Source organism: Streptomyces sp. NPDC048639, assembly GCF_043199075.1.
Classification (GTDB): domain Bacteria; phylum Actinomycetota; class Actinomycetes; order Streptomycetales; family Streptomycetaceae; genus Streptomyces.
Genome location: NZ_JBICVP010000001.1, coordinates 528,733 through 555,563, shown reverse-complemented (window position 1 = coordinate 555,563; position 26,831 = coordinate 528,733). Strand labels below are relative to the sequence as shown.

Sequence of the window (26,831 nt, the reverse complement as noted above, 5' to 3'; positions counted from 1 at the left end):
GCCGAACCGGCGGCCGGGCGTGCGCAGTTGCCGGGCCGCGTCGACCTGGTCGTTGCCCGGTCGCGGACGTCGCCGCGCCGCGGCGTGCGTTCGCCTGCGGCGGCAGGCGTGCCCAGGGTCTGTTGTCATAGGGGCGCCATGAGCAGGACGCCCCTCGTGACGACGGGCCCTAGCCGCCCTTCGCGGCGGTCACGCCCTCCAGGCGGTTGAGGAAGACGACCGGACCCTGCGGCGGTATCCGCACCGCCGACTCCGAGATCCGCGACAGCGAGACCCACTTCCGGGGCTTCCCGGTCATCAGCGCACTCGCCGTACCGTCATCGATCTGACCGACCCGGAAGCCTTCGGCCATCGTCCGCTTCTCCGCGTGGTGCGCCGCGAAGAACGCCAGGGCGCCGCCGTCCGCCAGCCGCAGCGCCACCGGGGCGTACTGCGGCGGCTTCGCGGGCTGGTCGATGTACTCCGTCCAGAACCTGGCCGTCCGGCGCAGCTTGTCGCGGGTGTCGATCTGCCCCGTCGTGGCCTGGCCCTCGGCGAACTTCTTCCCCTTGCCCGCCTTGAGGTAGCGCGCGTACGCGGTGCTCAGCCGGCCCGGAGCCATCGCCAGGCCCTGCGCCGTGCCGCGCGCGACCGGCCGCGCCCAGCCCTCCTCGTCCGTCTTGAACTCCGGCACCTCGTCCGGGCTCAGGATCGACAGATACGCGGCCTTCCACGGCTCCTTCGCCCCGTCCCGGACGAAGAGCAGCAGCCACCGGTTGTCGTCCCGGTTGCTGTCGGCGTCCGCCAGGAAGAACTTGGGCCAGCCGGCCTGCTTCGGGATCGTGAACTTCGCGTCCGTCAGCTCCAGTTCGGGGTAGTCGGGGTACCCCGCGGGCCGGTTCTTGCGCTGGGCCTTCACCCCGGGCTGGTTCATCGCCTGGAGCGGCCCCGTCTCGACCTTGGCGAGAGCCGCGGGGTTCGACGTGCGGTACGCGGTGTTGTAGCCCTCGGTGAACTCCTCGAGGGCCTTGGGCGCGTCAGCCTTCGACACCGCCGGGATGATCTCCCGTTCGCCGTGCACCGTCACGCATCCCGTCAGCACCGGCGTCAGCAGTGCCGCGGCCGACAGCATCACCGTCGCTCTCGGCCGCTTGCGTGTCATCGGGCCGGTGCGCTTCCGCCTCGGAGTCACGGGGCTGGGTTGCAGCGCGCTGCGGATCATCGGGGCCGGGCTCCTTCGGGGACTCCTTCGAGGCTGCCTGAGTCGGCGCAACCCTACCGGGGGCGAAGAAGATCGCGAGGGTGGGGACCAGATACAGCACCCAAACGACGACCTGCACAACCGTCGGGTCGGGCTGGAAGTTCACCGTGCCCTTGAGCAGCGTGCCGTACCAGGTGTCAGGCGGGATCGTCGTGCTGATGTCGAACGCCTTGGTGCCCAGCCCCGGAAGGAACCGCGCCTCCTGCAGATCGTGGAAGCCGTACGCCAGCACGCCCGCCGCCACGACCACCAGCAGGCCGCCGGTCCAGGTGAAGAACTTCGCCAGATCGATGCGCAGCGCCCCGCGGTAGAACAGCCAGCCCATGGCCACCGCCGTCGCGAGCCCGAGTACCACGCCGATCAGCGGCCGCGCCGTGCCGTCGTCGGTCGCCTTCACCGCGCGCCAGACGAACAGGGCGGTCTCCAGGCCCTCCCGGCCCACCGCGAGGAACGCGGTCGCCACCAGCGCGCCCGTGCCGACGGCGAGAGCCTGGTCCAGCTTCCCCTGGAGCTCGGCCTTCAAGTGCCGGGCGGTGCGCCGCATCCAGAAGACCATCCACGTCACCAGTCCGACCGCGAGGATGGACAGCGAGCCGCCGAGCAGCTCCTGCGCCTCGAACGTCAGCTGCTGAGACCCGTACTCCAGCGCCGCGCCGAAGCCCAGGCTCAGGGCCACCGCGATGGCGACCCCCGTCCAGATGGGCCGCAGCGCGTCCCGACGGCCGGTCTTGACCAGGTACGCGACCAGGATGCACACGACGAGGCTGGCCTCCAGCCCCTCACGCAGGCCGATCAGGAAGTTGGCGAACATCAGGCGCCCTTCCCCTCGGTGGCCTCGAAGAGTTCCCGGCCCCACCAGTCGTCCTTGCCCCGGACGCCCGGGGGGACGGCGAACAGGCCGGAACTCACGTGCTGGATGTACTCGTTGAGCTCATCGCGCGCCAGGCTCTTCTGGACGGGCACGAACCCGGTGCGCACATCGCGCTGGTAGGCGATGAAGAACAGCCCGGCGTCCAGCAGCCCGAGCCCGTCCGTGCCGTCGGTGAAGGAGTAGCCCCGGCGCAGGAGCCGCGCCCCGCCGTTGTTGTCCGGGTGCGCCAGGCGTACGTGCGCGATCTCGGGCATCGCCTTGAGGTCCGGCTCGTCGCGCTCGCGCCGCTTGCCGTACGGGGCGCCCTCGCCCTTCGTCCGGCCGAAGATGTCCTCCTGCTCCTTGAGCGAGGTGCGGTCCCAGGTCTCGATGCGCATCCGGATGCGGCGGGTGACGACGTAACTGCCGCCCGCCAGCCAGGCCGGGCCGTCCTTCTCCGAGACCCAGACGTGCTTGCGCAGCGCCGGGGTGTTGGTGCCCGCGATGTTGCGGGTGCCGTCCTTGAACCCCATGAGATTGCGCGGGGTCTGCGCGTCGGGCGTGGTCGAGGAGGTCTTGCCGAATCCGAGCTGGGACCAGCGGATGGCGACCTTGCCGAAGCCGATCCGGGCCAGGTTGCGGATCGCGTGCACGGCCACCTGCGGGTCGTCGGCGCACGCCTGGACGCAGATGTCGCCGTGGCTGCGGTCGGGGTCGAGATTGTCGCCCGCGAAGAGCGGTATGTCGATCAGCGCGTCCGGCAGCGCGGACTTCAGCCCGAAGCGGTCCTTGCCGTCCTTGACGAAGAGTGTGCGGCCGAAGCCGATGGTGACGGTGAGACGGGACGGCTTGAGGCCGAGGGCCTCGCCGGTGTCGTCCGGCGGCGCCTCCGGTATGCCGCCGACAGCGCCCTCGCCGACCGCATGGCCGGCCGTCATGGCCGCGGCCGCCTTCGTCCACTCCTTGAGGAGGTCGGCCAGCTCCTCGCGGGAGTCGGTCTTCACATCGAACGCGGCGAAGTGCAGCCGGTCCTGGACGGGTGTGGCGATCCCGGCCTGGTGCTCGCCGTGGAAGGGCACGGCCGCGCCCTCGCTCGCCACCGACTGCGTGGTGTCCTCCCCGTCCGAGGTCAGCGCGACGGCCGCGCCGCCCGCCGCGGCGGCGCCGAAGGCGAGCCCCGCCCCGCCCCAGCCCAGGAGGGAGCGGCGCGAGGGGGCCTGCCCGCCGCCCTTGGCCTCGCCGTCGCCGTCACTGCCCCCGGCTGCCGTGGTGCCGGGCGTCGGGTCGGTCCTGTCGGCGGTCATCGACGCGTCTCTCCCTGCTGGTTGACGACGGGCTGCGTACTGGTGGGCGACGGGCTGTGTGCTGTTCTCCGGTGGGCTGTCCGCTACTTGACGACGGCCGCGGCGAGCTTGGACAGCGGCTCGGCGAGGGAGTTGACCCCGTCCGACAGCTCCTTGCGCTCGGCCTTGCCGACCTTGTCGTAGGAGGTGAACTCGTACGAGGCCGGGTCCTCGCGGTACTTGTCGAGGAGCTTGTTCAGCGCGGCGAACTGCCGGTCCAGGTCCTTGGTGAGGGCGGCGTCGTTCTCGGCCGCGACGGGCTTCAGCAGCTCGTAGGACTTCTGCGCGCCCTCGACGTTGGCCTTGAAGTCGACGAGGTCGGTGTGGCTGTAGCGCTCCTCCTCACCGGTGACCTTGCCGGTGGCGACCTCGTCCAGCAGCTCCTTGGCGCCGTTGGCCATGGCGGTGGGGTTGATCTCGGCCTTGCCGACCCGCTTCTGCCAGTCCTGGAGGTCCTTGACCAGGGTGCCGGCGAGCTTCTTCTCCTCGGCACCGATCTTCTTGTCCTGCCAGAGGGCCTTCTCCAGACGGTGCCAGCCCGTCCACTCCTGGCCCTTCTCCAGTCCGTCCTCGCGCAGGTCCACCTTGGGGTCGATGTCACCGAAGGACTCGGCGACCGGCTCGGTGCGCTCCCAGCCGATGCGCGAGGGGGCGTACGCCTTCTTGGCGCCCTCGACGTCGCCCTTCTCGACCGCGTCGGTGAAGATCTCGACCTTCGGCAGCGTCTCGTCGGCCTGTGCCTGCGCGTAACGGCGGTACTCCGCCACGGCCTTGTCCAGGCGCGGGTCGGTCTTCTTCGGCGCACCCCCGCCGGTGGCCTGCACCTTCTGCCGGATCCCCTGGCCCTTCATGCCGGGCTTGCAGGCGATCTCGTAGGCGCCGGCCTTCACTTCGGCCGTGATGTCGGCTGTGGTGCCGGGGCCGATGTTCTCCCGCTCGGTCACGATCCGGTCGCCGGGGGCGTAGATGTAGACCTCGGTGACCTTGTCGCCCGTGTTCTCCACAGCGAGCTTCACATGACCCGCGGGGAACTCCTTCTTCGAGACCTCGCACGCGGAGTCGGACGCCGTGACCTCGATGGCATCCGAACTCTTGGCGTCGCTCTTGTCGGCACAGCCGGCTATCGCGGTGAGGACCACGGCGGCGGCCAGGGCGACGGCGGCACCGGAAGGGTTACGGACGGCTCGCATGCGGGCTCCAGGCAGGGTCGGACACGTGGGCGATGGCGGGTGAGGCCGCCCTAACTTATCTGAGGCTTACCTGAATGCCCTTCGTCGGTCCAGTGATCCCGGTCTCACTGCGAATCGCCCGGACCGGCCGTCACCGGTCCGTGTCATCATGATCGAGGCTTTTGCGTTCGCCTTGCGGACGAGTGCGACATCTGGGGGGATGATGGCTCAAACCATGGCATTCGGCGCCGTCTTGAGAGAGTTGCGCGGCGCCCAGAAGACGGCCAAGGGCGTCTCTCTGTACTCCCGCCACATCAACCGCCCGGCGGGACGGGTCATCGCCGCGGCTGCGTACCGCATCGGCCTGACACCCAATCAAGTAACCCTGGTCAGCGCCGCCTTCAGCTTCTCGGCGGTGGCCGCGCTGGCCTTCACCCCGCCTTCGTGGCCGCTTGCGCTCACGGTCTATCTGGGGCTGGCGGTGGGCTTCGCGTTCGACTCCGCGGACGGGCAGCTCGCCCGGCTGCGGAAGGAGAGCAGTCCGGCCGGGGAGTGGCTCGACCACGTCGTGGACTGCGCGAAGATCACCGCGCTGCACGCCGCGGTGCTGATCTCGTTTTACCGATTTTTTGATCTGCCCGGGCCGGGCTGGCTGCTGCTGCCGCTCGCTTTCCAGTTCGCCGCCGTGGTCACGTTCTTCGGCGGACTGCTCACCGACAAGCTGAAGCCGAAGAAGGGGACGACCGCTCTTCCGGCCGCCCCCTCGCGCATCAGGGCCGTCGCCCTGCTGCCCGTCGACTACGGCGTCTTCTGCGCCGTCTTCCTGCTGCTGGGCAGCGAGCGGCTGTTCCTGGTGGCGTACGCGGCCCTCTTCGCCGTGCACGCCCTCTTCCTGGCAGCCTTCACGACGAAGTGGTTCCGGGAGCTGGCTGCGATACGGCCGGCGTGACCGGCTGCGTGGCGAGCACGTCCAGGACGCGCCGGAGCTGCGTGCTGGACGTGTGCACGGTGTAGGGGAAGTAGACGACCTCGACGCCCACCGCCTTGAAGTCGCGCTCCAGCTTGTCGCCCTTGGCCGTGCCCCGCCAGTCGTCGCCCTTGAAGATCACGTCGAACCTGACCTGCTTCCAGGTCTCCAGCTTGTCCGGAACCGTCTCGACGAACGCGGCGTCCACGAACCGGATGGAGCGGACGATCTCCAGGCGCTCGACCAGCGGCACCACCGGCGCGCGGCCCTTGGCCAGCCCCGCCATCTCGTCGGAGACGACCCCGGCCACCAGGTAGTCGCACTGGCTGCGGGCGTGTCTGAGGATGTTGAGATGGCCGACGTGGAAGAGGTCGTAGACCCCGGGCGCGTAGCCCACGGTGTGCGGCATGTGAATGGAACCCCCCAAAGTGCGATGCGCTCCCCAGCACATCCGAGCCACGACGATAGCCCGGCCTCCGCGCTCGTACAGGAACATTGCGAAAGCCGAACAGTCAGAGAAAAACGACATGTTGCACCGACGGCCGACTGACGACAGCTAGGGTGCATCTGATCGACTCTGGGGGGAGGAGATGCGCCATGCCCGATCATGGGGGGCGGCGTCTGCTGCTGGTGTCCACCAACTACGCGCCCGAACAGGCCGGAATCGGGCCGTATGCGACGCAGATCGCCGAGCATCTGGCCGCTGAGGGGGCCGAGGTCCACGTACTGGCCGGGATGCCGCACTACCCGGCCTGGCGGACCGACCCCGCCTACCGCGGCGTGTGGCGGACCGAGGAGCGGCGCGAGGGCGTGCTGCTGCACCGCAGACGCCACACCGTGCCCGTACGTCAGACCGCGGTGCGCCGTGCCCTGTACGAGGCGTCGATCCTCGCCCACTCACTGGCCGCGCCGCCGCGTGCGGGCCGGCCCGACGCTGTGCTCGCCCAGCTCCCCAGCCTGGCCGGCGGAGTCGTCGGCGCGCGCCTCGCGCGCAAGCACGGCGTCCCGTTCGTCCCGGTCGTGCAGGACCTGATGGGAGCGGCGGCCGCGCAGAGCGGCATCCGCGGCGGGGACAGAGCGGCGGCCGCCGCCGGCCGCGTCGAGTCGTATGTGCTGCGGCGCGCCACGCTCGTCGGTGTCATCCACGAGACCTTCGTGGACAAGGTGGCGGCCATGGGCGTCCCGCGCGAGCGCATCCGCCTCGTCCCCAACTGGTCGCACGTCGCCCGCCCGTCCCGCCCGCGCGCCGAGACGCGGGCGCGCCTCGGCTGGGCGGAGGGGCGCACAGTCGTGCTGCACTCCGGCAACATGGGCCTCAAGCAGGGCCTGGAGGTCCTCGTCGAGGCCGCGCGGCAGGACCCCGCGGTGCACATCGTCCTCATGGGCGACGGCAATCAGCGCGAGCATCTGCGGTCCCTCGGCGCGGGACTGCCCAACCTCCACTTCCTCCCGCCCGCCGACGAGGCCGAGTTCCCCGATGTGCTCGCCGCCGCCGATGTTCTGGCCGTCACCCAGCGGGCGTCCGTGCTCGACATGAGCATCCCGTCCAAGCTGACCTCGTACTTCGCCGCCGGACGGCCCGTCGTGGCCTCCGTCGCCGAACAGGGCGGCACGGCCGCCGAGGTCCTCCGCTCGGAAGCGGGAGTTCAGGTTCCGCCGGAGAATCCCTCCGCACTGCTGGCCGCTGTCCGTAAGCTGGCAGAAGACCCCGACGCCGCGGACGCGCTGGGGTCGCGCGGCCCCGAGTACGTCGACGCCCACCTCAGCCGCGAGGCGGGTCTGGCCCGGATCACCGGGCTGCTCGGCGAGGCGCTCAAGGGCCCGCCCGCACGGCCGAGGGGGGCTCGGACATGACAGCGATGACGGATCGTGCCGGTGGGGCACAGACGCACGACGAACCCGATCTGCTGCGCGACCAGTTCAGACAACTTCTGCGCTACCGGCTTCTGCTGGTGGCCGGAGTCGTCCTCGGACTGCTCGGCGGTGCCTGGATCGGACTGGCGGGCGGCAAGTCGTACGTGGCGACGAGCGAGGTGACCGTACGGCCCGCCACCATCGACCCCTTCGCGGCCGGCAGTTCCACACCGGACAAGCAGGTCAGCATCGGCTCCGAGCGGCAGACCGCGGTCAGCAACGCGGTCGCCTCGCGCGCCGCGAAGGACCTCGGCACACCGGACGACACCGAGCGGCTCCAGGAAGGGCTCCAGGTCACCAACCCGCCCAACACCCTGGTGCTGCGGTTCGCCTACACCGACTCCTCGCCGAAGACGGCCGCCGAGCGGGCCAACGCCTTCACCCAGGCCTACCTGGACAACCGCAGGCAGCAGACCCAGTCCCAGATCGACACCATGGTCGAGGGCTACCAGAAGCAGCTCAAGCCGCTGGAGAAGCAGCGCGACGACCTCGCCGACCAGATCGCGGACCTGGGCGAGGGGCGGAATCTGGACACCACGCTCTCCGTACAGTCCGGCGTCGTCGGCAAGATCTCGGAACTGAACTCCAACATCACCAAGCTCAAGGCCCTCGACACCACACCCGGCTTCGTGGTGCGCACGGCCACCCCGCCGAACGCGCCGTCCGGGCCCGGCCTGCCCATGCTGCTCGGCCTCGGCGCGGCCGTCGGCATCGGCCTCGGCCTCCTCGGCGCGTGGGTGCGGCTGGTCTTCGACCCCACCGCGCGCTCCGAGAGCGATGTCGTACGGGCTCTGCGCGCCCCCGTCCTGGGCACCCTGCCGCGCCCGGGAGGCAAGGGCCCCGGCCCGCTCCTCGCCGAGGGCCGGCTCGCGGAGGAGTACCGCTCGGTGGCCTTCCGCCTCGCCTACGACCAGCGGTTCGCCGACCGGCGGCGACTGATGGTCGTCGCCCCGCGCGGCAGCATCGACACGGCGGCCGCGGCATCGGTCAACCTCGCCGCGTCCTTCGTCGAGATGGGCCGTGACGTCCTCCTCGTCGAGGCCGATCTGCGCACCCCCTCGCTCGCGGCGCGGCTGCGCGCGGCCGACGGCATCCGGCCCGGCTGGGCCACCCGGACGTCCCCGCGCGGCGACGGCGGATGGCCGACCGGCGAGGAACTGCCCATCGACGCGGGGGAGTCCGGCGCCTTCGACCTCATCCCCGGCAGCCGCGTCCGCAATGTCGCCCGCGCACTGACCGCGGCCCCGGCCAGCCGGCTGATCGCGACGGCCGACGCACCGGAGGCCGTGGTGGTCGTCCTGGCGCCGGCCGTGCTCTCGTACGCCGACGCGATCGCGCTCGCCGACCGCGTCGACGGCGTGCTGGTCGTCTGCGATCCGCGCCAGGTGCGCCGCGACGACCTCGACCGCATCCGCGAACTCATCGACGGCGCGGGCGGCACGGTGCTGGGAGCCGTACTCCACACCGAGCGCGGCAAGCAGCGCCCGGAGAACGCCACCCCGAAGGGCGCGCGCCGGCGCATCGCGCCGGACCAGAGCGTCCCGTCCCCGTCGCCCGCGGCCGACGACCTGCTGGCCTCGGAGGCGGAGGGCCCGGGCACGCTGGCGCTGCGCACGGTGGACCCCGCGGACCTCCCGGTCCGCCCGCGACGGTGACGTACGGGCGCGGAGGCGGCGCGGGGGAGGAGGATCCGGGCAGCGGGGCCGGTGACGGTTCCGCGGCCGGCGGTGGTTCCGGTTCGCATTCCGGTTCGGGTTCCGGCTCCGGTAGCGGTTCCGGGGGCTCACTCCCACGAGCTGCCCGGGACGGCGATTCCGGCGACTCCGGGGATTCCGGCGATTCCGGGGACTGCGGGGACTGCGGGGACTGCGGGGACTCCGGCGGGGAGGTTGCGGACGAGAACTCCGGCCGCGGAGACGGCAGTCGGAGACCCGGCCGGGAAGAAGTTCTGCGGGGACGGGGTGAGGAGCCGCGCGGCGGCGGGGGCGCCGAGGCCCCCGGGGACGTCGTGGAGCCGCGCAGCGGCGCGGACCCGCGGGACGGCGGGATCGGGACGCGGCTCGCCGTCGTCGCGTCCGTCGCCGATCAGGGCGTCGCCGCGCTGACGAACATCGTCGTCCTCATCGTCGCCGCCCGGCTCTCCTCCGCCGCCGGGTTCTCCGTCTTCTCGCTCGTCTACACGGTGTTCACCGTGCTGCTCGGGCTCTCCGTCTCCTACGTCGGGCAGGCGCTCGTCCTGGAGCGCGGCTCGTCCGACGGCGTACGGGCCGCCTGCCGCTCCGCGGTCGGCTTCACCGCCGCGGCCTCCACCGCGATCGGCCTCGCCTCCGCCGCCGCGCTGGCGTTCGTCCCGGGCGGGACCGCCCGCGGCCTGTGCGCGCTGGGGCTCGTACTGCCAGTGGTGCTCACCCAGGACGGCATGCGCTACTGCTTCTCCACGCTCCGGATGCCGCACCTCGCGCTCGCCACCGACCTCGTACGGCTCGCCGCCGTCGTACCGGCCCTAGCCGTCCAGCCCCAAGGGGCGGGCCCCGCGCGCCTGGTGGCCGTATGGGGGCTGTCGGCCGTACCCGCGCTCCTCGTCGGCGCCGCCCTGCTGTTCCCGCGCCTGCGGGGTCTGCGCGGCGACCCGCGCGGCCTGCTGCGCCGCGGGCATCTGGGCAAGCGCTTCGTGGTGGAGTTCGCGGTGGGCAACGCCTCCAGCCAGCTCGCGGTCGTCGGACTCGGCCTGTTCGCCAGTCCCTTGGCGGTCGGGGCGCTCCGCGGTGCGACGACCCTGTTCGGGCCGATGAACGTCCTCTTCAACGCCTCGACCGCCTTCGGCCCGCCGATCCTCGGACGCTTCCCTTCCGCATCCCGCAAGGTGCGCGCCACCGTGCTGCTGGCGGCCGTTCTGGCCGGTGTCGCCGTCATCTGGAGCCTCGTCCTCATCTCCCTGCCCGACCGCTTCGGACGCCAACTCCTCGGTGACACCTGGGCGTCGTCCTCCGCGCTGCTCCCGGCGACCGGCAGCCAGTACGCGGCCATCGCCCTCGGCACGTGCGCGCTGCTGACGCTCCGCGTCCTCCGCCCCCGGGCGACCCTTCCCATCCAGGTGGTCTTCTCCCTCCTGTCGGTGGGGTGCCTCCTCGTGGGCTACGCGCTGGGCGGCGTCCTCGGCGCGGCCTGGGGCCTGTGCCTCGGCTCCGGCCTCAAGGCGTGCGCGGCGTGGCTGCGCATCGCATCCGTACGGCGCGAACGACCGGCGGCGGACGCTGCGCCGCGTCCCGCGGAGATTCCTGCGGACAGCCCCGCGGACATACCCGGGGACGGCCTCGCGAAAATGCCTGCGGACAGCCCCGCGGAGAGCCGACGGGAAGCGGCGGCGGACGACGGCGTCCCGCGCCCCTCCGCCTGACGGCGGCACTCGCCCCCGCTGTCGCCGCGTTCTTCGGCCCACCGCGCCTCCAGCATGCGGATCGGATGTCAGCGCACCTCCAACCGCCACGACCACCGACCCGGCGAACCTCCGCGGTCACAGCACCGGCGCATTCGAGCGTCACGCCCCGAGCACTTCCCGAATTCGGTACGTGTTCATGCCGCTTCGTGCGCCCTGAGCAGCGAGGCGAGTTCCGGCACCTCTGCGCACTCCTTGAGACGCGCGAGCACAACACGAACGCGTTCCGCTGTCCGCTCGGACTTCACGTCGGAGGACTCCGCGACTGCTCAACGGGGGCTTCCGCGCAGAAGTTTGAGCGAGTGCTCAAATTCTCGTACCCTCCCAGTGGGGCCACATGAACAGGAGGGGATATGTCCGACACGAGTCGGGGCAAGGACGGAGAAGGCATACGCGCCGACGGGGCCGAGGTCCCCGTGCGCATGGGCGTCCTGCGCCTGCGCCTCCTGCTCCGAGGCATGGGATGCGGGGCACTCGCGGGCCTGGCTCTGGGCGCACTGATGGGCTCCTTCATGGCCACCTCTGGGCGCTTCTACGCCTTTCTCCTTCTCGGAGCCGGAGTGGGGCTGGCGGTCGGACTCGCCCTCGGCACTGTCGGCGGGATCGTTTTCGCTCTGCTGGCCGGGCCCCTGACGCGCAAGCCCACATGGGCGCCGCCGGTGGGAGCGGCAATAGGCCCCGCGGTGCTCACCTTCTTCTGGGCCATCGGCACGATGAAGCCGGCCCCCGTCGGCTTTCACGTGTTCTTCGCGGTGGCCGGTGCCTGCCTCGCGCCGCTCGTACTCCGCAAACGCCCCGACCCGTATCCCTTCGCATGAGAGACGCATCGTGAGTGACACCAAGCAGCGGCTCATCAATGCCGCGATCGAGACGCTGCGCACCCGGGGGATCACCGGAGTCTCGGCGCGGAACGTCGCGGCGGCGGCCGGCGTGAACCAGGCGCTCGTCTTCTACCACTTCGGCAGCATCGACCAGTTGCTGGCCGCCGCGTCCGCAACAGCCGCCGCCCGGCGCGTGGAAGCCTTTCGTGAACGGTTCGCGCAGGTGGATTCGCTCCGGGACCTTCTGGCCGCCGGCCGTGAACTGCACGCCGCGGAACGGGAGACCGGGGGAGTCGCCGTGCTGGCGCAGATGCTGGCGGGAGCGCAACACGACCCCGCCCTCTCGGCCGCCGCTTCCGCGGCCCTCGAACTGTGGGCCACCGAGATCGAGCAGGTCCTCGACCGGGTGCTGGGCGGGACCCCTCTCGCCGAGTTCACCGACATACCCGGTCTGGCGCGCGCGGTGTCCGCGGCGTTCGTCGGTATCGAACTCTATGAAGGCGCCGACCCGCAGGGCGCGGGTGCAGCTCTTGAGGCCCTCGACCGGCTCGGTGTTCTCCTCGAAGTCCTCGAGGGCCTGGGCCCCGTCGCCACCCGTGCGCTGCGTGCCAACCTCCGGCGCCGTTCGCGGTAGTCGTGCCGCGCCTCGCCGCCCGGCGGACTGCTCCACGCGGGGCGGGAGCGCCGAGACCGACGGCGGGACGTCGGCCGCCCGCCCGATCTGCTCCCGGCCGCCTGCCCGGTCTGCTCCTGCACGGCCGGTGTTCTTCTCCCGACCGCCCGGACTGGTGCCGGATGACTCCCGACCGCCCTACCGCTCCCCGCGTCGGGCTGAGCGCCGCAGCAAATCCTCAGGACCCGCCGGGAAATGGTGGAGACGGCGGCCCGCTTCCCTCATGGCCGTCAGCAGCTCGTAGCCTTCGGGGGCCGAGAGAATCCCGCGGGGCACGGCGATCCGTACGAGGTCCATCGTCTGGTACGCGGTGATGCCGCGCCGCACCGCGTAGCGGTACGCCTCACGGTCGTCGGTGATCCAGCGCGAGCCGTGGAACGCGTCCCACTGCTCGATGACGTGGCAGGTCTGTGCCTCACCGAGGTGCTGCAGCGGGCGGGCGCGGTGGCCGCCGAAGACCGCGCGCCGGAGGGTTTCCACCCGCCGTACGTCCGCGGCCCGCTCGATCTCCACGGGATCGCCGAGCCAGCCTCCGGTGAACACGCCGTCCAGGTCCGGCAGATGGCGTGCGGACCGCCGAGCCTCCAAGGCCACGGCCTCCGTCCACCGGCCCCGGCGGTCGAGGATCTTCTCGAGCGCGTCGAGCCTGCCCACCGCCGCGAAGTTGCACAGCACCGTGTTGTCCGGGAACCACCATGCCCTCATGGAGTGAAGACCGGCTCCCCGTCCTCAGCGAGCTCCGCCTCGGACCCTCCCTCGCTGCCGTTCGCGGAGAGCAGGATGCGCACGTCGTCCACGTCGCTGTCGAGGAGCGCCGCGAGGGGGCGCAGGGTGGTCTCCCCGGCCCGGTACGCGGTGAACAACCCGTTCACCAACCGCACCGGCGGCAATGGGGTGTTGGAGCCGGCGGCCTGTGCCATGCAGGCGTCGATCGCGCCGGCTCGCTCATGGCAGTCCGTGGTCGTCAGCCGCCGCAGTCGCCCGCGGCATGCGTCGTCGATGAGGCCGAGCGCGCGCAAGCGGGCGGCCATCGCGCTGGGGGAGACGCGGTAGCGGGTGACCAGCCGGGCGAACGCGTCCTCCCCGGGCGGCCCCGACACCTCCGCCCGCATGTCCTCCTCGGGCATGAGCAGGGCCGCGGCGAAGGCGTTCGCCCGGATCTCGTCCGGCTCGGCCGCGAGGCCCGGAGCCATCCCGCTCTCGGCGAGCAACTCCTGCGCGTCACCGGACAGTACGTGCGCCAGCTCATGGGCGAGGGTGAACCGCTGCCGCGTCCATACCGGGTGCGTGGCGACGACCGCCAGCCGGAAACCGTCGGCGTGCCAGGACAGTCCGTCCATGCCGCCCGGGAGCCGGGTGATGGCCACGTCCACGCCGAAGACGCGTGCCCAGACGGCGATGAGCTCGCCGGTGTCCAGATCGGGCAGGGGCGGAACGCCCGCGTCGCGCAGCGTGCGGAGCACGCGTTCTGCGAGCGCCGCGCCCTGTTCGTGCGGTGTGCCCTCCTCGGGAACCGCCGGCAGGGGCGCGAGTTCCGGTGCGCGGCCGAGGAGCGCCAGTACGTCGTACGCCGCGGTGTACCGCCCGGCCAGATCCTCCAGCTCGCGCAGATCGGGTGCGGGCACCACGGTCGTACGGGCAGCCGGTGCGGGGCGGGCGGGCGGACGACCGCCGAGGAGCCAGTCGACCGTGACGCCGCCCGCGTCGGCGATGAGCGCCAGTTCGAGCGAGGTGAACCGCCGCGCCCCGCTGAGCGACTTCGACAACTTGTCGCCGGTGATCCCGATGACCTCGGCGAAAGCCGCCTGGCTCGGAGCGACGCGACCGATGATCGCGCGGACCCGGTCCGCGAGGGTCTCGTCCATGCTTTCAGGCTAGGTGTCGCTTGCGATTATCGCAACGGGAGTCCGGTGAGCGGGTGGTGGCCCGCGTCCGCGGCGCCCGGCGCCGACCTCCGCGCGCCCCCGACCTCCGCACGCCGCCGGCCTCCGCCCGGCGACGACCCCGCATGCCGCCGACCCCCGCACGCCACCGATCTCCCCCGGTGGCGCCCCGGCTCCCGCTGCCGCGCACCGCCCTCTCACCGGTTCCGCGCCTCGTACGCACCCAGTTCCGCGACCAGTCGGCGGATGAACGACCGGGCCTCGTCGATCGCCTCGTCGGGCAGATCGGTGGCGACCGTGCGGTGCAACGCCGACGCCCGGGCCGTGATCCGGCCCAGGGTGGCGCGCCCGGCAGGCGTCAGGGTCAGCAGCGGGGAGCCGCGGTGGTCGGGGTTCGCGGTGTACTCGGCCTTCCCCAGCGCCACCAGGTCGTTGGCGACGCGCTGGACGTTCTGCCGGCTGACCCCGAGCCGGCGTGCCGCGCGCGGCACGGTGACCGGTTCCTCGGAGGCGACGCTCAGCGCCTGCCAGCGGGCCTGGGTGAGCCCCTCGGCCTGGGCCAGGGACTCTCCGACCCTCCGCAGCGCACCTGCCGCCTCGAAGATGTCGGCCACCAGGAGCGCCATCGCCTCGGGCTTCTCGTCGGGCTTCTCGTCGGGCATTCCGCCCCCCTTCTCTTTGACAACATGTTGTCTGTCTGTAAATCTGTTGTCAGTCTACTCGTCTGCAGTACGAAGGGAAGCGGAGAGCATGCCGAAGATCGACCTTTACCGGAACGTCCACATGGGCCAGCGGGCGCGCCTGTTCGCCCTCGCCGTCGACGTCGGGTCCGCCGACACCACCGACCCCGAACCCCTGAAGGCCGTGGTCGACCGCTGCCTGGCCATGACCCAGGAGCTGCGCGAGCACGCCGACCACGAGGACGCGTTCATCCACCCGCTGCTGCGCGACCGGGCGCCCGCAGCAGCCGGTGCCCTCGACGCCGAACACCTGCGGCTCGATGCCGCACTCGCCGAACTGGACGCCCACGCGGGAGCTCTGCCGGTCACTCCCGCAGCGGAGCGGACCGACGCCCAGCACCGCCTCTATCTCGCCCTCAACGAACTCATCAGCGCCTATCTGGCCCATCTGCACGCGGAGGAGACCGTCGCGATGCCCGCGCTGCGGAACTCCTGTGGCGACGACGAACTGGCCGCCGTCTTCCAGGCGTTCCTCACCTCCCGTACGCCCGACGAGCGCGCCCTGGACATGCGGCGGATGCTCTTCGCCCTGCCGCCCTCCGTACGCGCGGAGATCGCGCCCGGCGGGTAGACCGGCCTGCGAAGGACGGCGTGGGCGACGTGCGGGCGACGTGTGCGCGGCATGCGGGCGGCGACACCGTAGGGACGACACCGCCCGTCCAGCGCTCTGCGCGGGACGCCGTCAGCGCAGCAGCTTCCGGGGTTCGGAGCGGAACGTCGTGACCAGTGCCAGGCACAGCAGCGCGATCCCCACCCGCCCCGATGCCTGGAGCAGCGGACCGCGCAGCAGGATGAAGGCGTAACCCGCGATCAGCGGGATGACGATCGCCAGCACGTTCCCCGGCCGCGGATCCTCCAGCGTCCGCAGGGTGTAGCGGCGGTCGCCGCGGGCGCACAGATAGCCCAGCCCGAGGAAGCCGCCCGTCATGCCCACCGGGCCGAAGTCCAGCCAGAGTTCGGCCCACAGGGGCGAGGAGAGGTTGGTGTTGCTCATGCCCATCCACTGGCCCACCCGGACACCCGAATCCAGCGGTTTGCCGTGCCAGACCGACCGGGGCACGAAGAAGAACGTCGACGCGGCGAGCTGGCGGCCGTACGCGTGCCCGGCGCCGGAGTCGACGAAGGTGATGGTGTTGGCGAGCATCCCGACCTGGTCGTAGTCCTTGCGCACCAGCGGGTCCAGGACGGAGGAGGACTCCACGGGCCGGTGGCCCTCGTCGTCGTAGCGGAACCGGTCCATGAACGGGAACAGCAGCAGGGCGGCCACCACCCCCATGGCCAGCGCGGCCCGGTACATCACCGGACTCCGCGGAAAGGCAGTGAACAGGATCGCGAACATCACTGTCAGGAACCAGTAACGCGGGTTGGACACGGGGTTGTTGACCAGGAGGTTGATCCCCAGCAGCCCCGTCCACATCGCGATCACCGCGGGCCGTCGCCGCGCATGGCGGGAGGTGACCAGCCAGCGGGTGAGGAAGAGGAAGGCCAGCAGCGCGGGCACCGTCCCGAAGCCGCGCAGGAACGCCGAGCCGACCTGGGACTCGCCGCCCCCGCCGACCCCGCTGCTCTGGATCCCCTCGCTGATCTCCTGCCTGCTGCTGAAGAAGACCGCGGGGCCGCCCAGTTTGACCACGAACAGCGCGCTCGCCAAATACGCCAGCGCCACCAGCAGATACAGCCTGCGGCGGCTGACCGAGGCCGTCCGCCGGTTTCTGCGCGGGCGCAGGACGGGCCGGTGCCGGGCGAGGAGCACACCCACGTCGAACGCCACGCAACCGCAGAGTCCGAGCGACACCGCCAGCACCACGTCCCCGCGCGTCCCGACCACGGGTGTCGGCGTCTGGCCGAGAACGGCCTGCGCGAGCGGGGCCACGCCCATGGCCACGTACACGAACAGCCAGAACGAGCCCTGGATCAGCCGCCGTCGGGCGGTCAGGGTCATCGCGGCGAGCCGGGCGCCCGCGTAGCAGGTCAGGACGAGCTGCAGCCAGTACGCCTCGTCCCGGACGCCGGGACCGGGCTGTACGGCGACGAGGACCGGAAGGAAGAAGACCAGACCGAGCACCAGGGGCACGGCCAGCGCGCGCGAGAGCACGGCACGCGGCGATACCGGCGGCACCTCCAGCCGTGCGGCCCCGGCATCCGGAGTCTCCGGGCCCTCGTGACCGTCCGGGCCCTGCGGCCCCGTGCCGGACTCCGGCGCGGCGGTTCCGCGCTCGCCCCCGTCTCTGCCCGGCTCCGTACTCCGTACGCCGACCGCCATGGCCCCCCACCTCGTTCCCCCCGAAGCCCCCCGGCCCCCGATGCAGTCTAAGGAGGGCGAACCACTATCGAACGGCATATCGGAGGATCCGCCCTCACCACCGCGTTCCGCCGATACGCTGACCCGACGATGCTGGGGAGCATCGGGGGGAGGACATTTCGTGAAGGTTCTGCATGTCGTCACGCTGCACACGCCCACCAACGACTTCGGGGGGCCCACGCGCGTCGCCCTGAACCTCTCCAAGGGCCTGCGGGCCCGCGGAGTGGACGCGCGGATCGCCACGCTGGGCGACGGGTTCGACGGGCCGCTGCCCGACACCGTCGAGGGGGTCCCGTCGTACGTGTTCCAGGCACGGCACGTACTGCCGCGGTTCGAGGTCAGCGGCATCACCTCGCCCGCGCTGCTCGCGCGCGCACGGCGCCTGGTGACGGCGGCCGACGTGGTGCACGTCCACCTGATGCGCGATCTGATCACGCTGCCGTTCGCGCTCATGGCGCTGCAGTGCGGGCGCCCCCTCGTCCTGCAGACCCACGGCATGATCGACCCGACCGAGAAGCGCGCCGCGAAGGTGGTGGACGCGCTCGGGCTCCGCCGGGTGCTGCGCCGGGCCGACACGACCCTGTACCTCACCGAGATGGAGCGCGAGGGCGTCGAGGCCGTCATCGCGCCGGAACGGCTGCGCGGCAGCCACCGGCTCGTCAACGGCGTCCAACTCCAGGAGCGCAGGCCCGCGTTCGACGGCGACCGCCCGCCGACCGTGCTCTACTGCGCCCGCGTCCAGGCCCGCAAGCGGCCCGAGGACTTCATCTCGGCGATCCCGACCGTCCTGGCCAAGTACCCGGAGGCCCGCTTCGTGCTCGCCGGCCCCGACACGGGCGCGCTGGCCGCCCCCATGCTGGAGCTCGCCCGCAGCCTGGGCGTCGCCCACGCCGTCGACTACGTGGGCGCGCTGGGTCACGCCGAGGTGCTGGAACAGCTGCGCCGCTCGGACGTGTACGTCCTGCCGTCCGTCGTCGAGCCGTTCGCCGTGTCCGTACTGGAGGCCATGTCGGTCGGTGTGCCCGTCGTCGTCACGAAGACCGGCGGGCTGTCCCCGGACGTCGAAGAGGCCGGCGCGGGCCGGGTGGTGGCCTCGCGGCCGGACGCCGACAACGGCCCGCTCGTCGGCCAGGCCATCCTCGAACTGCTGGACCCGGCCGCGTGCGAGGAGGCCTCGGACGCGGCTTGGCGGCTGATCCGCGACCGGTTCTCCATCGAGAAGGTCGTCGACACCCTCCAGGACGTCTACGAGGGCGTCATCGGAAACCGTTGACGCACCACGGCACGACGGCATGACGGCACGACGGCATGACGGCATGACGGCACCACCGCATCACCGCATCAGCGCCCGAACGCACCGAAGCGGCCCGCCTCCCCTCGGCAAGGGGAGTCGGGCCGCTTCGGTCGCCGCGGGGGAGGGCCTAGCCCGTCTCCCGCGCCTTCAGAGCGATCTGCCAGCGGTAGAACGACATGGCCAGCGCGTAGTCGAGACCGGCGCGCCCGTCCAGGAAGCCCCGCTTGTAGACGTAGGCGTACGCGAAGGACACCAGCGGCTTGAACGGTGCCTTGTGGAAGAGCTGCCCCTGGCGCGTCTTGGCCTTCCGGATCTCCTCCTTCACCTCCGGATGGTGCTCCAGCCACGCCTCCCAGTCCGAGTAGCGGTTGTGCCGCTCGAACCAGGTGCGCACCGGGTCCAGATCCTCGTGCTCGATCGGGGAGGTCAGCCGCCACACCGACTCGGCCACCGGCTGGTAGTGCCCCTCCTGCTCACCCATGCCCGGCGCGTCCAGGTCCCCGAGGGCGGGGAAGTGGCAGCGCCTGCGGTCCAGCAGGGCCCGCTTGACGATCGTGTAGCCGTGTCGCAGGCGCTTACCCGCGAACCAGTAGCCCAGCGGGATGTCGAACGCGGCGACCTTCAGGGGCCGGGAGAAGACGTACCGCAGCTCCTCCAGCAGCTCCGGGCTGGGCGTCTCGTCGCCGTCCAGGAAGAGCAGCCAGGGGGTGTCCGGATGGACGTGGTCCAGGCACCACTGCTTCTTCTTCGGGTAGCGGCCGTCCCACTCGTACTCGACGATCTCGGCGCCCAGTTCGGCCGCGATCTTGCACGTGTCGTCCGTGCTCGCCGAGTCGACCACGACGACGGCCTCGACATGGTCGATGACCGACGAGACGGTCCTCGCGATGTTCTCCGCCTCGTTCTTCGTCGGGATCGCCACGACGATCGGGAGTCGGCCCTCGACCCTCTCCGCGGCGCGCGGTCTGCTCCGGCTCAACCGCTGCTTCCCTTCTTCGCGGCCTCCAGCAGCGGCCGCTGCTGCGGGCACAGGTGGGTGATGGCGGACTCGGCGTTCGCGATCTCACCGGTGCGGATCGCGCTGATCGCCGCCTTGCGGTCGTGCTCCGCGGTACGGGTGATCCGCTGGCAGGTCTCCTGGCCCACCTGCAGGATGGCCGCGGGGTCCGTGCCCTTGGGCACCCGGTCGGACAGGTACTGCTTCTCCTTCTTGGTGAAGGACCCGGTGACCGGGGTCAGTTCGTCCTTGGGCACTTTGGGGCCGGGCGGCGTCCGGTCGGCCTTCTTCGCGGGGGACTTCCCGCCCTCGGAGTCCTCGCCGGCGTCATCGGCGGGTGACGCGGTCGCCCGCGCCCCGGCCGAGGTGTCCTGCTTCTTCTGTCCGCCGGAGTCGCTGCTGCATCCGGCCAGCAGCGTCGCCGCCGCCGCGAGTGCGGCGGCGGCGACGGCAGCCCGGGAACGGCTCTTCACGGGCGCGTCCTCAGGTTGTGGTGCGCGGTGATCTGCGAGCCGGACAGCACGCTCGGGTAGATCGCGGTCTCGTCGATCTGCCCGGCGAAGTAGTCGCTCGTCGGGGTGGACGGCCACGAGGAGTTGAGCGCGTCGCCGCCCACGTGCCAGTAGCCCTCGTAGTCGGCGCTGCCGGTCACCAGCAGGTTGCTGGCACGGAGCGCCCCGTCCACGTACAGCCGCATCCCGCTGGAGCCCTGGGTGGCGACGACGTGGTGCCACTTGCCGTCGTTCAGGCCGGAGCCGGTGTTGATGGTGCGGGCGAAGCTGCTCGTGACGCCGAAGACGATCCGGCCGTCATTGGTCATGTAGAGGTGCTTGTCGTAGGTGGAGCTGGCCTCCTGGGTGCGGTTGCCGAAGCCGACGAGCTTGCCGCCCTGCGTCGTGGTCGTCTTGAACCAGGTCTCGATCGTGTACGAGGCGGGCCGGCTGTGCTTCCGGTCGCTGTAGGTGTACTCGTCGATGCCGTTGAAGCCGACCGCCGTGCTGCCGCCCGGCACCGCGGCCGGAGCCGCCCGGTACGACGGCGCGTTGCGGTGCACACCGCTGTTGTTCGTGCCCGATTCGTCGGCCGCGAACTGGCCGCCGGCCTCGTCATATCGCCAGTACAGAGTCGCCCCGTCGGCCTTCACCCGCTCCGGGTACGCCTCCGCGGCCGCGGGCACCGTCACGGTCTGCGTGGCCGACTTGGCGCTGGTGTTGGTGCCGTCGCTCGCCGTGATCCGGTAGGTGTACGTCGAGCCCGGCGTCACGTCCGTGTCGGTGAAGGTGAGCTGCGGGCGCACCCAGGGCAGGGACGAGTCGGTGACGGTGTGGATCGGCGTCGCCGACCCGTTCCGGTAGACGCGGTACGTCAGCTTGCTGTCGTCCAGGTCCAGGCTGGACTGCCAGCGCACGTTCACCTGACCCGGCTTGGTGCTGGAGGCGTTGACCAGCGGCACCGACGGTGCACCGGTGTCCGGGGCGCTCGCGAAGCGCGTCAGGCCCTGCTGCCCGGAGCCGTTGACGGTGGTGAACTCGCCGCCCACCCACAGGTAGTCGGTCCCGCCCTTGGAGGCCGTGGCCATCACGCGCGGCCCGATCTGCTCGCCGAGCCCGTCGTTGGTGTCCGGGAACCAGCCCAGCAGCTTCGGGTCGTCGACCGACTCCGCCAGCAGATGCTTGCGGCGCTGGTTGGGGAACTCGCCCATGCTGCTGCAGTCGTGGGCGTGCGAACCGGAGTACAGCACGCTCTTGTGGACCTCGACCGCCTGGGTGGCGCCCAGGCAGGTGTCCCGCCAGCGCTGGTTGAGGTCGCTCAGGTTCAGGGCGATACGGCCGTCGAAGACGCCGCCGCCCGTGCCCTCGTTGCCGGTGTAGAAGCCGTTCGCGTCGGTGGTGATGTCCTTGACCACCGAGGAGGTCGGGATGAAGCCGCCTCCGTACGCCTTGACCAGCGCACCGGTGGTGGAGTTGGCCACCGCCAGCGCGTGCGAGTTCGTGCCGTTGACGGTGAAGAAGTCACCGCCCAGCAGCACCTTGCCGCCGTCCGGCGTGACCTCCACGGCGCGGCCCGGCTCGTCGGCGTCGGCCTTCCACGGCAGCAGGTCGCCGCCGGTGTTGACCGCCCCGAAGTACCGCCGGCTCTGGCCCTCCAGCGTGGTGAAGTCCCCCCCGAGGTAGACGGTGTTGTCGGTGGCGGCCAGGGCACGCACGGTCGCGCTCGCGGCCACCTTGAACGACGGCTTCGGCGCGCAGCTCGCGATGTCGATCGCGGCCACGTTGCTCATGCCCACGCCGTTGACCGCGCCGAACTGGCCGCCCGCGTACAGCGTCTTGCCGTCGGGCGAGACGACGAGAGCACGGACCGTCGCCGTGCCCGAGCCGATGGTGAACGACAGCTTGCAGGACGTCGGCGCGCCGGTCGCCGCGTCCAGCGCAACGAAGTTGACTGCCTGCTTCTCACCGGTGCCCGCCGGGGCGTCCGGCGGCCTGACGGACGAGAACGTGCCGCCGGCGAAGACGACTCCGCCGGCTTCCGCCATCGCCCAGACGATGCCGTTCGTCTGCCAGGTCGGCAGATCGTCGGCCGTGATTCCCACCGGCGGGGTGACCGCCGCCACCGTCCGTGCCGACATCACCCCCACCCCGACGAGAGATGCGGCTGCCATCGACAGAACAGCCGAGTAAACCCCCACCTTGCGCATGTGCCCCCCTGGCCCCTGCGGTGTTTCCCGGCGGCCGTGGCGGCCGCCTTGTGGACGGCAGGTTAGGCCGCCGTTCAACCTTCTGTGGCCGTCTTGGCCAAAAAGGTGCCTGTACTTTGCGAGTTGGTGTGTCATCGATCGATACGAACGGCTGTACCGGACAACTCCGCATCAAGACGTGACACATCCGCATCAACCATGATGCGTGCCAGCTCCGGCCACTTGACCTCGGGCTTCCAGCTCAGCAGGGACTCCGCCTTGGAGGCGTCCCCGATGAGGGCGTCGACCTCGCTGGGGCGCTCGTACTTGGGATCGAAGCGCACATATTTGGCCCAATCGAGATCCGCCGCGGCGAAGGCCGTCTCCAGGAAGTCCCGGACGCTGCCCGCCTCGCCCGTCGCCACCACGTAGTCGTCCGGCTCGTCGCGCTGCAGCATCAGCCACATCGCCTCGACGTACTCCGGGGCGTAGCCCCAGTCCCGTACGGCGTCGAGGTTGCCGAGGTAGAGCCGGTCCTGCAGGCCCGCCTTGATGCGGGCGACGGCGCGGGTGATCTTGCGGGTCACAAAGGTCTCGCCGCGCCGCGGGGACTCGTGGTTGAAGAGGATGCCGTTGACCGCGAAGAGGCCGTACGCCTCCCGGTAGTTCACGGTCGTCCAGTAGCCGAAGACCTTGGCGCAGCCGTACGGGCTCCGCGGGTGGAACGGGGTCCCCTCGTTCTGCGGGGGCGGGGTCGCCCCGAACATCTCCGAGGACGACGCCTGGTAGATACGGGTGTCGATGCCGCTCGCCCGGATCGCCTCCAGCAGCCGCAGGGAGCCCATACCGGTCACGTCACCGGTGTAGAGCGGGGCGTCGAAGGAGACCCGGACGTGCGACTGTGCGCCCAGGTTGTACACCTCGTCGGGCTTGAGGTCGCGGAGCAGGTTCACCAGGGCCACTCCGTCGGACAGGTCGGCGTGGTGCAGGACCAGTCTTCGGTCGGGCTCCTGCGGGCCCTGGTAGATGTGATCGAGCCGTTCGGTGTTGAAGGTGGAGGACCGGCGCAGCAGACCGTGCACGGTGTAGCCCTTCGACAGCAGCAGCTCGGCGAGATACGAGCCGTCCTGGCCCGTGATCCCCGTGATCAGCGCGGTCTTCTGCATGGTGTGGGTTCCCCCCTGTCGGTGCGGGCCAACCGGCCCTGTTTCCTTGGGAATTGCTGCGGATTCTCACGAATCATGAAATTCGCCCCATGACGGGCGATGCCCCCTGGCAGAATCCGTTGCATGACTGCCGAGACTCCTCCGGGGGACGGCCGGCTGCTGCCGGACCGGGCCCGGATATTCGTGGCGGGCCACCGTGGCCTGGTCGGATCCGCCATCACCCGCCGCCTCAGATCCGACGGACACGAGGTGATCACCCGCAGTCGGGCCGAGCTCGATCTGCTCGACGCGGCCCGGACGGAGACCTTCCTGAAGGACGTCCGTCCGGACGCCGTCGTCATGGCTGCCGCCAGGGTCGGCGGCATCATGGCCAACAGCACCTACCCGGTTCAGTTCGTCGAGGGCAACCTGCGCCTCCAGCTCAGCGTGATCGCGGGGTCGCACGCCGCGGGCGTCGGCCGGCTGCTCTTCCTCGGCTCCTCCTGCATCTATCCCAAGCTGGCGCCCCAGCCCATCCGCGAGGAGGCGCTGCTGACCGGCCCCCTGGAGCCGACCAACGAGCCCTACGCCATCGCCAAGATCGCGGGCGTCGTCCAGGTGCAGTCCTACCGGCGGCAGTACGGCGCCTCGTACATCTCCGCGATGCCCACCAATCTCTACGGGCCCGGCGACAACTTCGACCTCGAGACCTCGCACGTCCTGCCCGCGCTCATCCGCCGCTTCCACGAGGCGAAGCGGGACGGGGCGGAGGAGGTGGTGCTGTGGGGCAGCGGCACCCCGCGCCGCGAGTTCCTGCACGTGGACGATCTGGCCGCCGCCTGCGCGCTGCTGCTGCGCGCCTACGACGGCGACGAGCCCGTCAACGTCGGCTGCGGCGAGGACCTCACGATCCGCGAACTGGCCGAGACCGTGCGCGAGGTCACCGGCTACACGGGCCGCATCGCCTTCGACACGACCAAGCCGGACGGCACCCCGCGCAAGCTGCTGGACATCGCGCGCATGGCGTCCCTCGGCTGGAAGCCGGCGATCGCGCTGCGCGACGGGATCGCCGCGGTCTACGCCGACTGGCAGGCGCAGACCGCCGGCTGACGGCGAGGGCCGGACGGCCCCAACTCCGGAGCGGGCGGGTGCGGCCGGGCGGCCGGCGGGTGCGGCGGCGGCGCTGGAGCGGACGCCTGCGACGCCTGTGACGACCGCGACGCCGGCGGCCGCGGCCGCCGGCTGTCGAGCCGGTAGCCCCGCCCGCCGGGGCGGAGTTCGCAGCGTGCGGCCTCTCCGTCCAGGCGGGCCGGAGTCGGCAGTCGCGGCGCCTGTGACGCCCGTGCGGACGACCGCCGCGCCGGAGCTGACCGCCGCGACATCGGAGCTGACCGCCGCGACACCGGAGCCGACTGTCGCGATGCCGGACCCGAGGGCCGCGGTGCGCGAGTGGACGCGCGCGACGCCGGTGCGGGGCGCGCAGCCGGGCACGGCCGGGACAATTCGTGCCGAACCGCCGTGCCAGGGCCCGCCGTTGCGACGGCGTGGCGCGGCCGTGGTGCTGCGCGACGGCCCACCGGCGTGCCATGGCCGGTGGCAGGCACGTGCGGTGGCCCTGATGTCGTCGCCGACGTCGTCGATCCGGGGCGGGCGCCCGTCGGCGCGCCACGGCTGGTGGTCGGCAGGCGCCGCCGAACCGCCGGGCGGCGAACCGCCGGGCGCCGAACTGCCGGGCGGCGACCCGCCGCCGCGGCGGGCGTGTTCCACCCGCCGCAGCAGTGAGGCGCCGGCCGGTGCGACCCGGACGCGACCGTCCCGCGGCAGCCCGCTCGGGGTGCCGGGTCGGGGCGTGGCCACCTCAGTAGGCTCCGCGGCCGTCGACGACCGCCCGGAACGTACGGGCTATGACATCGAGATCGCCGCCGATGGACCAGTTGTCCGCGTACCGCAGATCCAGCGCGACGGTCTCGTCCCAGGACAGATCCGAGCGGCCGCTGATCTGCCACAACCCGGTCAGCCCCGGCTTCACCGTCAGCCGCCGCGCCGCCACCTCGTCGTACTGCGCCACCTCGTCGGGCAGCGGCGGGCGGGGCCCGACCAGCGACATCTCGCCGCGCAACACATTCACGAGCTGGGGCAGTTCGTCCAGCGAGCTGCGCCGCAGCAAGCGACCGATGCGCGTGACCCGAGGGTCGCGCCGCATCTTGAACAGCGGCCCGTCCTGCTCGTTGGCCGTCGTCAGCTCCGCGCGGCGCTGCTCGGCATCCGCGACCATCGTGCGGAACTTCCACATGGTGAACGGGGCGCCGTCGAGCCCGATCCGGGTCTGCCGGTGCAGTACGGGACCGGCCGAGTCGAGCCGGATGGCGAGCGCCAGCAGCGCGTAGAGCGGGGCGAGCAGCAGCATGCCCAGCGCGGCCCCCGCCCGGTCGAGCGCCGACTTCGCCACGAGATGCGGGCCGCGCCGTGTGGGCGCCGCGACGTGCAGCAGCGACAGACCCGCGACGGTCGCGGTCTGGATGCGCCGCATCGCCACATCCGTCAGACCGGCCGAGATGGCCAGCGGCAGCCCGGCGTCGTGCAGTGCCCAGGACAGCCGCCGCAGCCGCTCGCCGCTGAGCTGCGGCCCCGGGGCCACCAGCACCAGTTCCGCGCCCAGTTGCTCGGTCGCGGCCAGGACCGGGATCCAGTCCTCGTCATGCGCGGAGGGCGGCGCGGAGCCGAGCCGCGCGAGCGCGGGCACCCCGGACGTCAGCAGCCCCTCGCCGACGGGCACGACGCCGACGACGACATAGGCGTGGTCGGTCCGGGCCGCCAAGTGCTCGACGACATCGTCCGCCGCCCCCGGCTCGCCGATCACCAGCACGCGGTGCACGGCTTGCGCCTCGCGCCGCAGCGCCGTCAGATGGCGGTGCGTCGCCTTGCGGCAGGCGACCGTCGCCGGCAGCGTCGCCGACAGGGCGAGCAGGGCCAGTGCCGGCTCGGAGCTCTCCCCGACGGCCACCCGGGCGACCGCGAGGACCCCGAGCAGCGTCAGCCAGTCGCGGAACACGGTGAGAACGCCGCGCGACTCGCCCAGCGCCTGGGCGGTGTAACGGCGGTGCGATGCCCGTACGCACAGCCAGACGGCCGTGGCGACGAGCGCGGCCAGCAGCGGGTGCGGCTGGCGTGTGACATCGAAAAGGACGAGGACGGGCACGCAGATGCCCAGCACGTCCGTGGCGAGCGCGACCGGCAGATACCACCGCGCTTTGTCACGGCGCCCGACCCCCGGCGGAGCACTCTGCTCCGCCGTTACGGGTCTGAGGCCCCCCGCCCCCGATCCGGAATAGGACATACCCATACGCCGCATGGACCCCCCTGGCACCTCGCGACCGAGA

The 26,831-nt window shown here is 71.7% G+C and carries 23 protein-coding genes; 9 read left to right on the top strand and 14 right to left on the bottom strand.

The window, feature by feature from the left end:
• Window positions 1-169: 169 nt before the first annotated feature.
• From ACGFNH_RS02345 to efeO, 4 genes are all read right to left on the bottom strand, one after another.
• Window positions 170-1,030, bottom strand: a complete 861-nt coding sequence (locus tag ACGFNH_RS02345) for a hypothetical protein (RefSeq protein ID WP_393651086.1) — start codon at window positions 1,028-1,030, stop codon at window positions 170-172.
• Complete coding sequence (gene efeU, locus ACGFNH_RS02340; protein ID WP_393651085.1) at window positions 1,017-2,051, bottom strand: iron uptake transporter permease EfeU; 1,035 nt, start codon at window positions 2,049-2,051, stop codon at window positions 1,017-1,019. The genes ACGFNH_RS02345 and efeU overlap by 14 nt, the downstream gene beginning before the upstream one ends.
• Window positions 2,051-3,394, bottom strand: a complete 1,344-nt coding sequence (gene efeB / locus ACGFNH_RS02335; protein ID WP_393651084.1) for an iron uptake transporter deferrochelatase/peroxidase subunit — start codon at window positions 3,392-3,394, stop codon at window positions 2,051-2,053. Before efeB ends, efeU begins: the two co-directional genes overlap by 1 nt.
• An 83-nt stretch (window positions 3,395-3,477) precedes the next feature.
• On the bottom strand, window positions 3,478-4,623 hold the full coding sequence (efeO, locus tag ACGFNH_RS02330) for an iron uptake system protein EfeO (RefSeq protein WP_393651083.1): 1,146 nt from the start codon (window positions 4,621-4,623) through the stop codon (window positions 3,478-3,480).
• A gap of 214 nt (window positions 4,624-4,837) precedes the next feature.
• Here efeO and ACGFNH_RS02325 point away from each other — a divergent pair, with 214 nt between their 5' ends.
• Window positions 4,838-5,551, top strand: coding sequence for a CDP-alcohol phosphatidyltransferase family protein (locus ACGFNH_RS02325; protein ID WP_393651082.1), 714 nt, complete (start codon window positions 4,838-4,840; stop codon window positions 5,549-5,551).
• Here ACGFNH_RS02325 and ACGFNH_RS02320 read toward each other — a convergent pair.
• Window positions 5,505-5,978, bottom strand: a complete 474-nt coding sequence (locus tag ACGFNH_RS02320) for an adenylyltransferase/cytidyltransferase family protein (protein WP_393651081.1) — start codon at window positions 5,976-5,978, stop codon at window positions 5,505-5,507. The two genes, ACGFNH_RS02325 and ACGFNH_RS02320, sit on opposite strands and share 47 nt — an antisense overlap.
• 188 nt (window positions 5,979-6,166) lie before the next feature.
• On the opposite strand from ACGFNH_RS02320, the gene ACGFNH_RS02315 reads away from it, so the two are divergent.
• The 5 genes from ACGFNH_RS02315 (at window position 6,167) to ACGFNH_RS02295 (ending at window position 12,374) form a co-directional block, all read left to right on the top strand.
• A complete protein-coding gene (locus ACGFNH_RS02315) occupies window positions 6,167-7,423 on the top strand; it encodes a glycosyltransferase family 4 protein (RefSeq protein ID WP_393651080.1) in 1,257 nt (418 codons plus the stop codon).
• A gap of 5 nt (window positions 7,424-7,428) precedes the next feature.
• Entirely contained in the window at window positions 7,429-9,138 is a 1,710-nt protein-coding gene (locus ACGFNH_RS02310) for a lipopolysaccharide biosynthesis protein (RefSeq protein WP_393651477.1), read from the top strand.
• A 392-nt stretch (window positions 9,139-9,530) separates the two neighbouring features.
• Window positions 9,531-10,880 carry a hypothetical protein gene (locus ACGFNH_RS02305; protein WP_393651476.1) on the top strand — a complete coding sequence of 450 codons (1,350 nt, stop codon included), beginning with the start codon at window positions 9,531-9,533 and terminating at the stop codon, window positions 10,878-10,880.
• Window positions 10,881-11,272: 392 nt separating this feature from the next.
• Entirely contained in the window at window positions 11,273-11,737 is a 465-nt protein-coding gene (locus tag ACGFNH_RS02300) for a hypothetical protein (RefSeq protein WP_393651079.1), read from the top strand.
• A gap of 7 nt (window positions 11,738-11,744) precedes the next feature.
• Window positions 11,745-12,374, top strand: coding sequence for a TetR/AcrR family transcriptional regulator (locus tag ACGFNH_RS02295; protein ID WP_393651475.1), 630 nt, complete (start codon window positions 11,745-11,747; stop codon window positions 12,372-12,374).
• A gap of 177 nt (window positions 12,375-12,551) precedes the next feature.
• On the opposite strand, the gene ACGFNH_RS02290 is transcribed toward ACGFNH_RS02295, so the two are convergent.
• From ACGFNH_RS02290 to ACGFNH_RS02280, 3 genes are all read right to left on the bottom strand, one after another.
• Window positions 12,552-13,118: a hypothetical protein gene (locus ACGFNH_RS02290; protein ID WP_393651078.1), complete on the bottom strand. Its 567-nt coding sequence runs from the start codon at window positions 13,116-13,118 to the stop codon at window positions 12,552-12,554.
• On the bottom strand, window positions 13,115-14,278 hold the full coding sequence (locus tag ACGFNH_RS02285) for a helix-turn-helix domain-containing protein (RefSeq protein ID WP_393651077.1): 1,164 nt from the start codon (window positions 14,276-14,278) through the stop codon (window positions 13,115-13,117). The genes ACGFNH_RS02290 and ACGFNH_RS02285 overlap by 4 nt, the downstream gene beginning before the upstream one ends.
• Window positions 14,279-14,493: 215 nt before the next feature.
• The gene (locus ACGFNH_RS02280; protein ID WP_393651076.1) at window positions 14,494-14,958 is read right to left on the bottom strand and encodes a MarR family winged helix-turn-helix transcriptional regulator; all 465 of its coding nucleotides are present in this window, start codon (window positions 14,956-14,958) and stop codon (window positions 14,494-14,496) included.
• Between the two features lie 88 nt (window positions 14,959-15,046).
• Between ACGFNH_RS02280 and ACGFNH_RS02275 the strand changes: the two genes are divergently transcribed.
• On the top strand, window positions 15,047-15,607 hold the full coding sequence (locus tag ACGFNH_RS02275) for a hemerythrin domain-containing protein (protein WP_393651075.1): 561 nt from the start codon (window positions 15,047-15,049) through the stop codon (window positions 15,605-15,607).
• Window positions 15,608-15,718: 111 nt separating this feature from the next.
• On the opposite strand, the gene ACGFNH_RS02270 is transcribed toward ACGFNH_RS02275, so the two are convergent.
• Entirely contained in the window at window positions 15,719-17,299 is a 1,581-nt protein-coding gene (locus tag ACGFNH_RS02270) for a hypothetical protein (protein ID WP_393651074.1), read from the bottom strand.
• A 160-nt stretch (window positions 17,300-17,459) separates the two neighbouring features.
• Between ACGFNH_RS02270 and ACGFNH_RS02265 the strand changes: the two genes are divergently transcribed.
• A complete protein-coding gene (locus ACGFNH_RS02265; RefSeq protein WP_393651073.1) occupies window positions 17,460-18,611 on the top strand; it encodes a glycosyltransferase in 1,152 nt (383 codons plus the stop codon).
• A gap of 148 nt (window positions 18,612-18,759) precedes the next feature.
• Here ACGFNH_RS02265 and ACGFNH_RS02260 read toward each other — a convergent pair whose 3' ends face one another.
• The 4 genes from ACGFNH_RS02260 to gmd all read right to left on the bottom strand — a co-directional run bounded on the left by ACGFNH_RS02260 (window position 18,760) and on the right by gmd (window position 23,472).
• On the bottom strand, window positions 18,760-19,611 hold the full coding sequence (locus ACGFNH_RS02260; RefSeq protein WP_393651072.1) for a glycosyltransferase family 2 protein: 852 nt from the start codon (window positions 19,609-19,611) through the stop codon (window positions 18,760-18,762).
• Window positions 19,608-20,102 carry a hypothetical protein gene (locus ACGFNH_RS02255; protein WP_393651071.1) on the bottom strand — a complete coding sequence of 165 codons (495 nt, stop codon included), beginning with the start codon at window positions 20,100-20,102 and terminating at the stop codon, window positions 19,608-19,610. Before ACGFNH_RS02255 ends, ACGFNH_RS02260 begins: the two co-directional genes overlap by 4 nt.
• Window positions 20,099-22,291 (bottom strand): LamG-like jellyroll fold domain-containing protein, encoded by a 2,193-nt coding sequence (locus ACGFNH_RS02250; RefSeq protein WP_393651070.1) that lies wholly within the window; start codon window positions 22,289-22,291, stop codon window positions 20,099-20,101. Before ACGFNH_RS02250 ends, ACGFNH_RS02255 begins: the two co-directional genes overlap by 4 nt.
• A gap of 167 nt (window positions 22,292-22,458) precedes the next feature.
• Window positions 22,459-23,472, bottom strand: a complete 1,014-nt coding sequence (gmd, locus tag ACGFNH_RS02245) for a GDP-mannose 4,6-dehydratase (protein WP_393651069.1) — start codon at window positions 23,470-23,472, stop codon at window positions 22,459-22,461.
• 123 nt (window positions 23,473-23,595) lie between these two features.
• Between gmd and ACGFNH_RS02240 the strand changes: the two genes are divergently transcribed.
• Window positions 23,596-24,561: a GDP-L-fucose synthase family protein gene (locus ACGFNH_RS02240; RefSeq protein ID WP_393651068.1), complete on the top strand. Its 966-nt coding sequence runs from the start codon at window positions 23,596-23,598 to the stop codon at window positions 24,559-24,561.
• Window positions 24,562-25,309: 748 nt separating this feature from the next.
• Here the strand turns inward: ACGFNH_RS02240 and ACGFNH_RS02235 are convergent.
• Window positions 25,310-26,794 (bottom strand): sugar transferase, encoded by a 1,485-nt coding sequence (locus ACGFNH_RS02235; RefSeq protein ID WP_393651067.1) that lies wholly within the window; start codon window positions 26,792-26,794, stop codon window positions 25,310-25,312.
• Window positions 26,795-26,831 lie beyond the last annotated feature (37 nt).

Excerpts from the sequence above, each read along its gene's own strand:
- efeU (WP_393651085.1), bottom strand. The coding sequence starts at position 2,051 with ATGTTCGCCAACTTCCTGATCGGCCTGCGTGAGGGGCTGGAGGCCAGC.
- efeB (WP_393651084.1), bottom strand. The coding sequence starts at position 3,394 with ATGACCGCCGACAGGACCGACCCGACGCCCGGCACCACGGCAGCCGGG.
- efeO (WP_393651083.1), bottom strand. The coding sequence starts at position 4,623 with ATGCGAGCCGTCCGTAACCCTTCCGGTGCCGCCGTCGCCCTGGCCGCC.
- ACGFNH_RS02325 (WP_393651082.1), top strand. The coding sequence starts at position 4,838 with ATGGCATTCGGCGCCGTCTTGAGAGAGTTGCGCGGCGCCCAGAAGACG.
- ACGFNH_RS02320 (WP_393651081.1), bottom strand. The coding sequence starts at position 5,978 with ATGCCGCACACCGTGGGCTACGCGCCCGGGGTCTACGACCTCTTCCAC.
- ACGFNH_RS02315 (WP_393651080.1), top strand. The coding sequence starts at position 6,167 with ATGCCCGATCATGGGGGGCGGCGTCTGCTGCTGGTGTCCACCAACTAC.
- ACGFNH_RS02310 (WP_393651477.1), top strand. The coding sequence starts at position 7,429 with ATGACGGATCGTGCCGGTGGGGCACAGACGCACGACGAACCCGATCTG.
- ACGFNH_RS02300 (WP_393651079.1), top strand. The coding sequence starts at position 11,273 with ATGTCCGACACGAGTCGGGGCAAGGACGGAGAAGGCATACGCGCCGAC.
- ACGFNH_RS02290 (WP_393651078.1), bottom strand. The coding sequence starts at position 13,118 with ATGAGGGCATGGTGGTTCCCGGACAACACGGTGCTGTGCAACTTCGCG.
- ACGFNH_RS02285 (WP_393651077.1), bottom strand. The coding sequence starts at position 14,278 with ATGGACGAGACCCTCGCGGACCGGGTCCGCGCGATCATCGGTCGCGTC.
- ACGFNH_RS02280 (WP_393651076.1), bottom strand. The coding sequence starts at position 14,958 with ATGCCCGACGAGAAGCCCGACGAGAAGCCCGAGGCGATGGCGCTCCTG.
- ACGFNH_RS02275 (WP_393651075.1), top strand. The coding sequence starts at position 15,047 with ATGCCGAAGATCGACCTTTACCGGAACGTCCACATGGGCCAGCGGGCG.
- ACGFNH_RS02270 (WP_393651074.1), bottom strand. The coding sequence starts at position 17,299 with ATGGCGGTCGGCGTACGGAGTACGGAGCCGGGCAGAGACGGGGGCGAG.
- ACGFNH_RS02250 (WP_393651070.1), bottom strand. The coding sequence starts at position 22,291 with ATGGCAGCCGCATCTCTCGTCGGGGTGGGGGTGATGTCGGCACGGACG.
- gmd (WP_393651069.1), bottom strand. The coding sequence starts at position 23,472 with ATGCAGAAGACCGCGCTGATCACGGGGATCACGGGCCAGGACGGCTCG.
- ACGFNH_RS02240 (WP_393651068.1), top strand. The coding sequence starts at position 23,596 with ATGACTGCCGAGACTCCTCCGGGGGACGGCCGGCTGCTGCCGGACCGG.
- ACGFNH_RS02235 (WP_393651067.1), bottom strand. The coding sequence starts at position 26,794 with ATGGGTATGTCCTATTCCGGATCGGGGGCGGGGGGCCTCAGACCCGTA.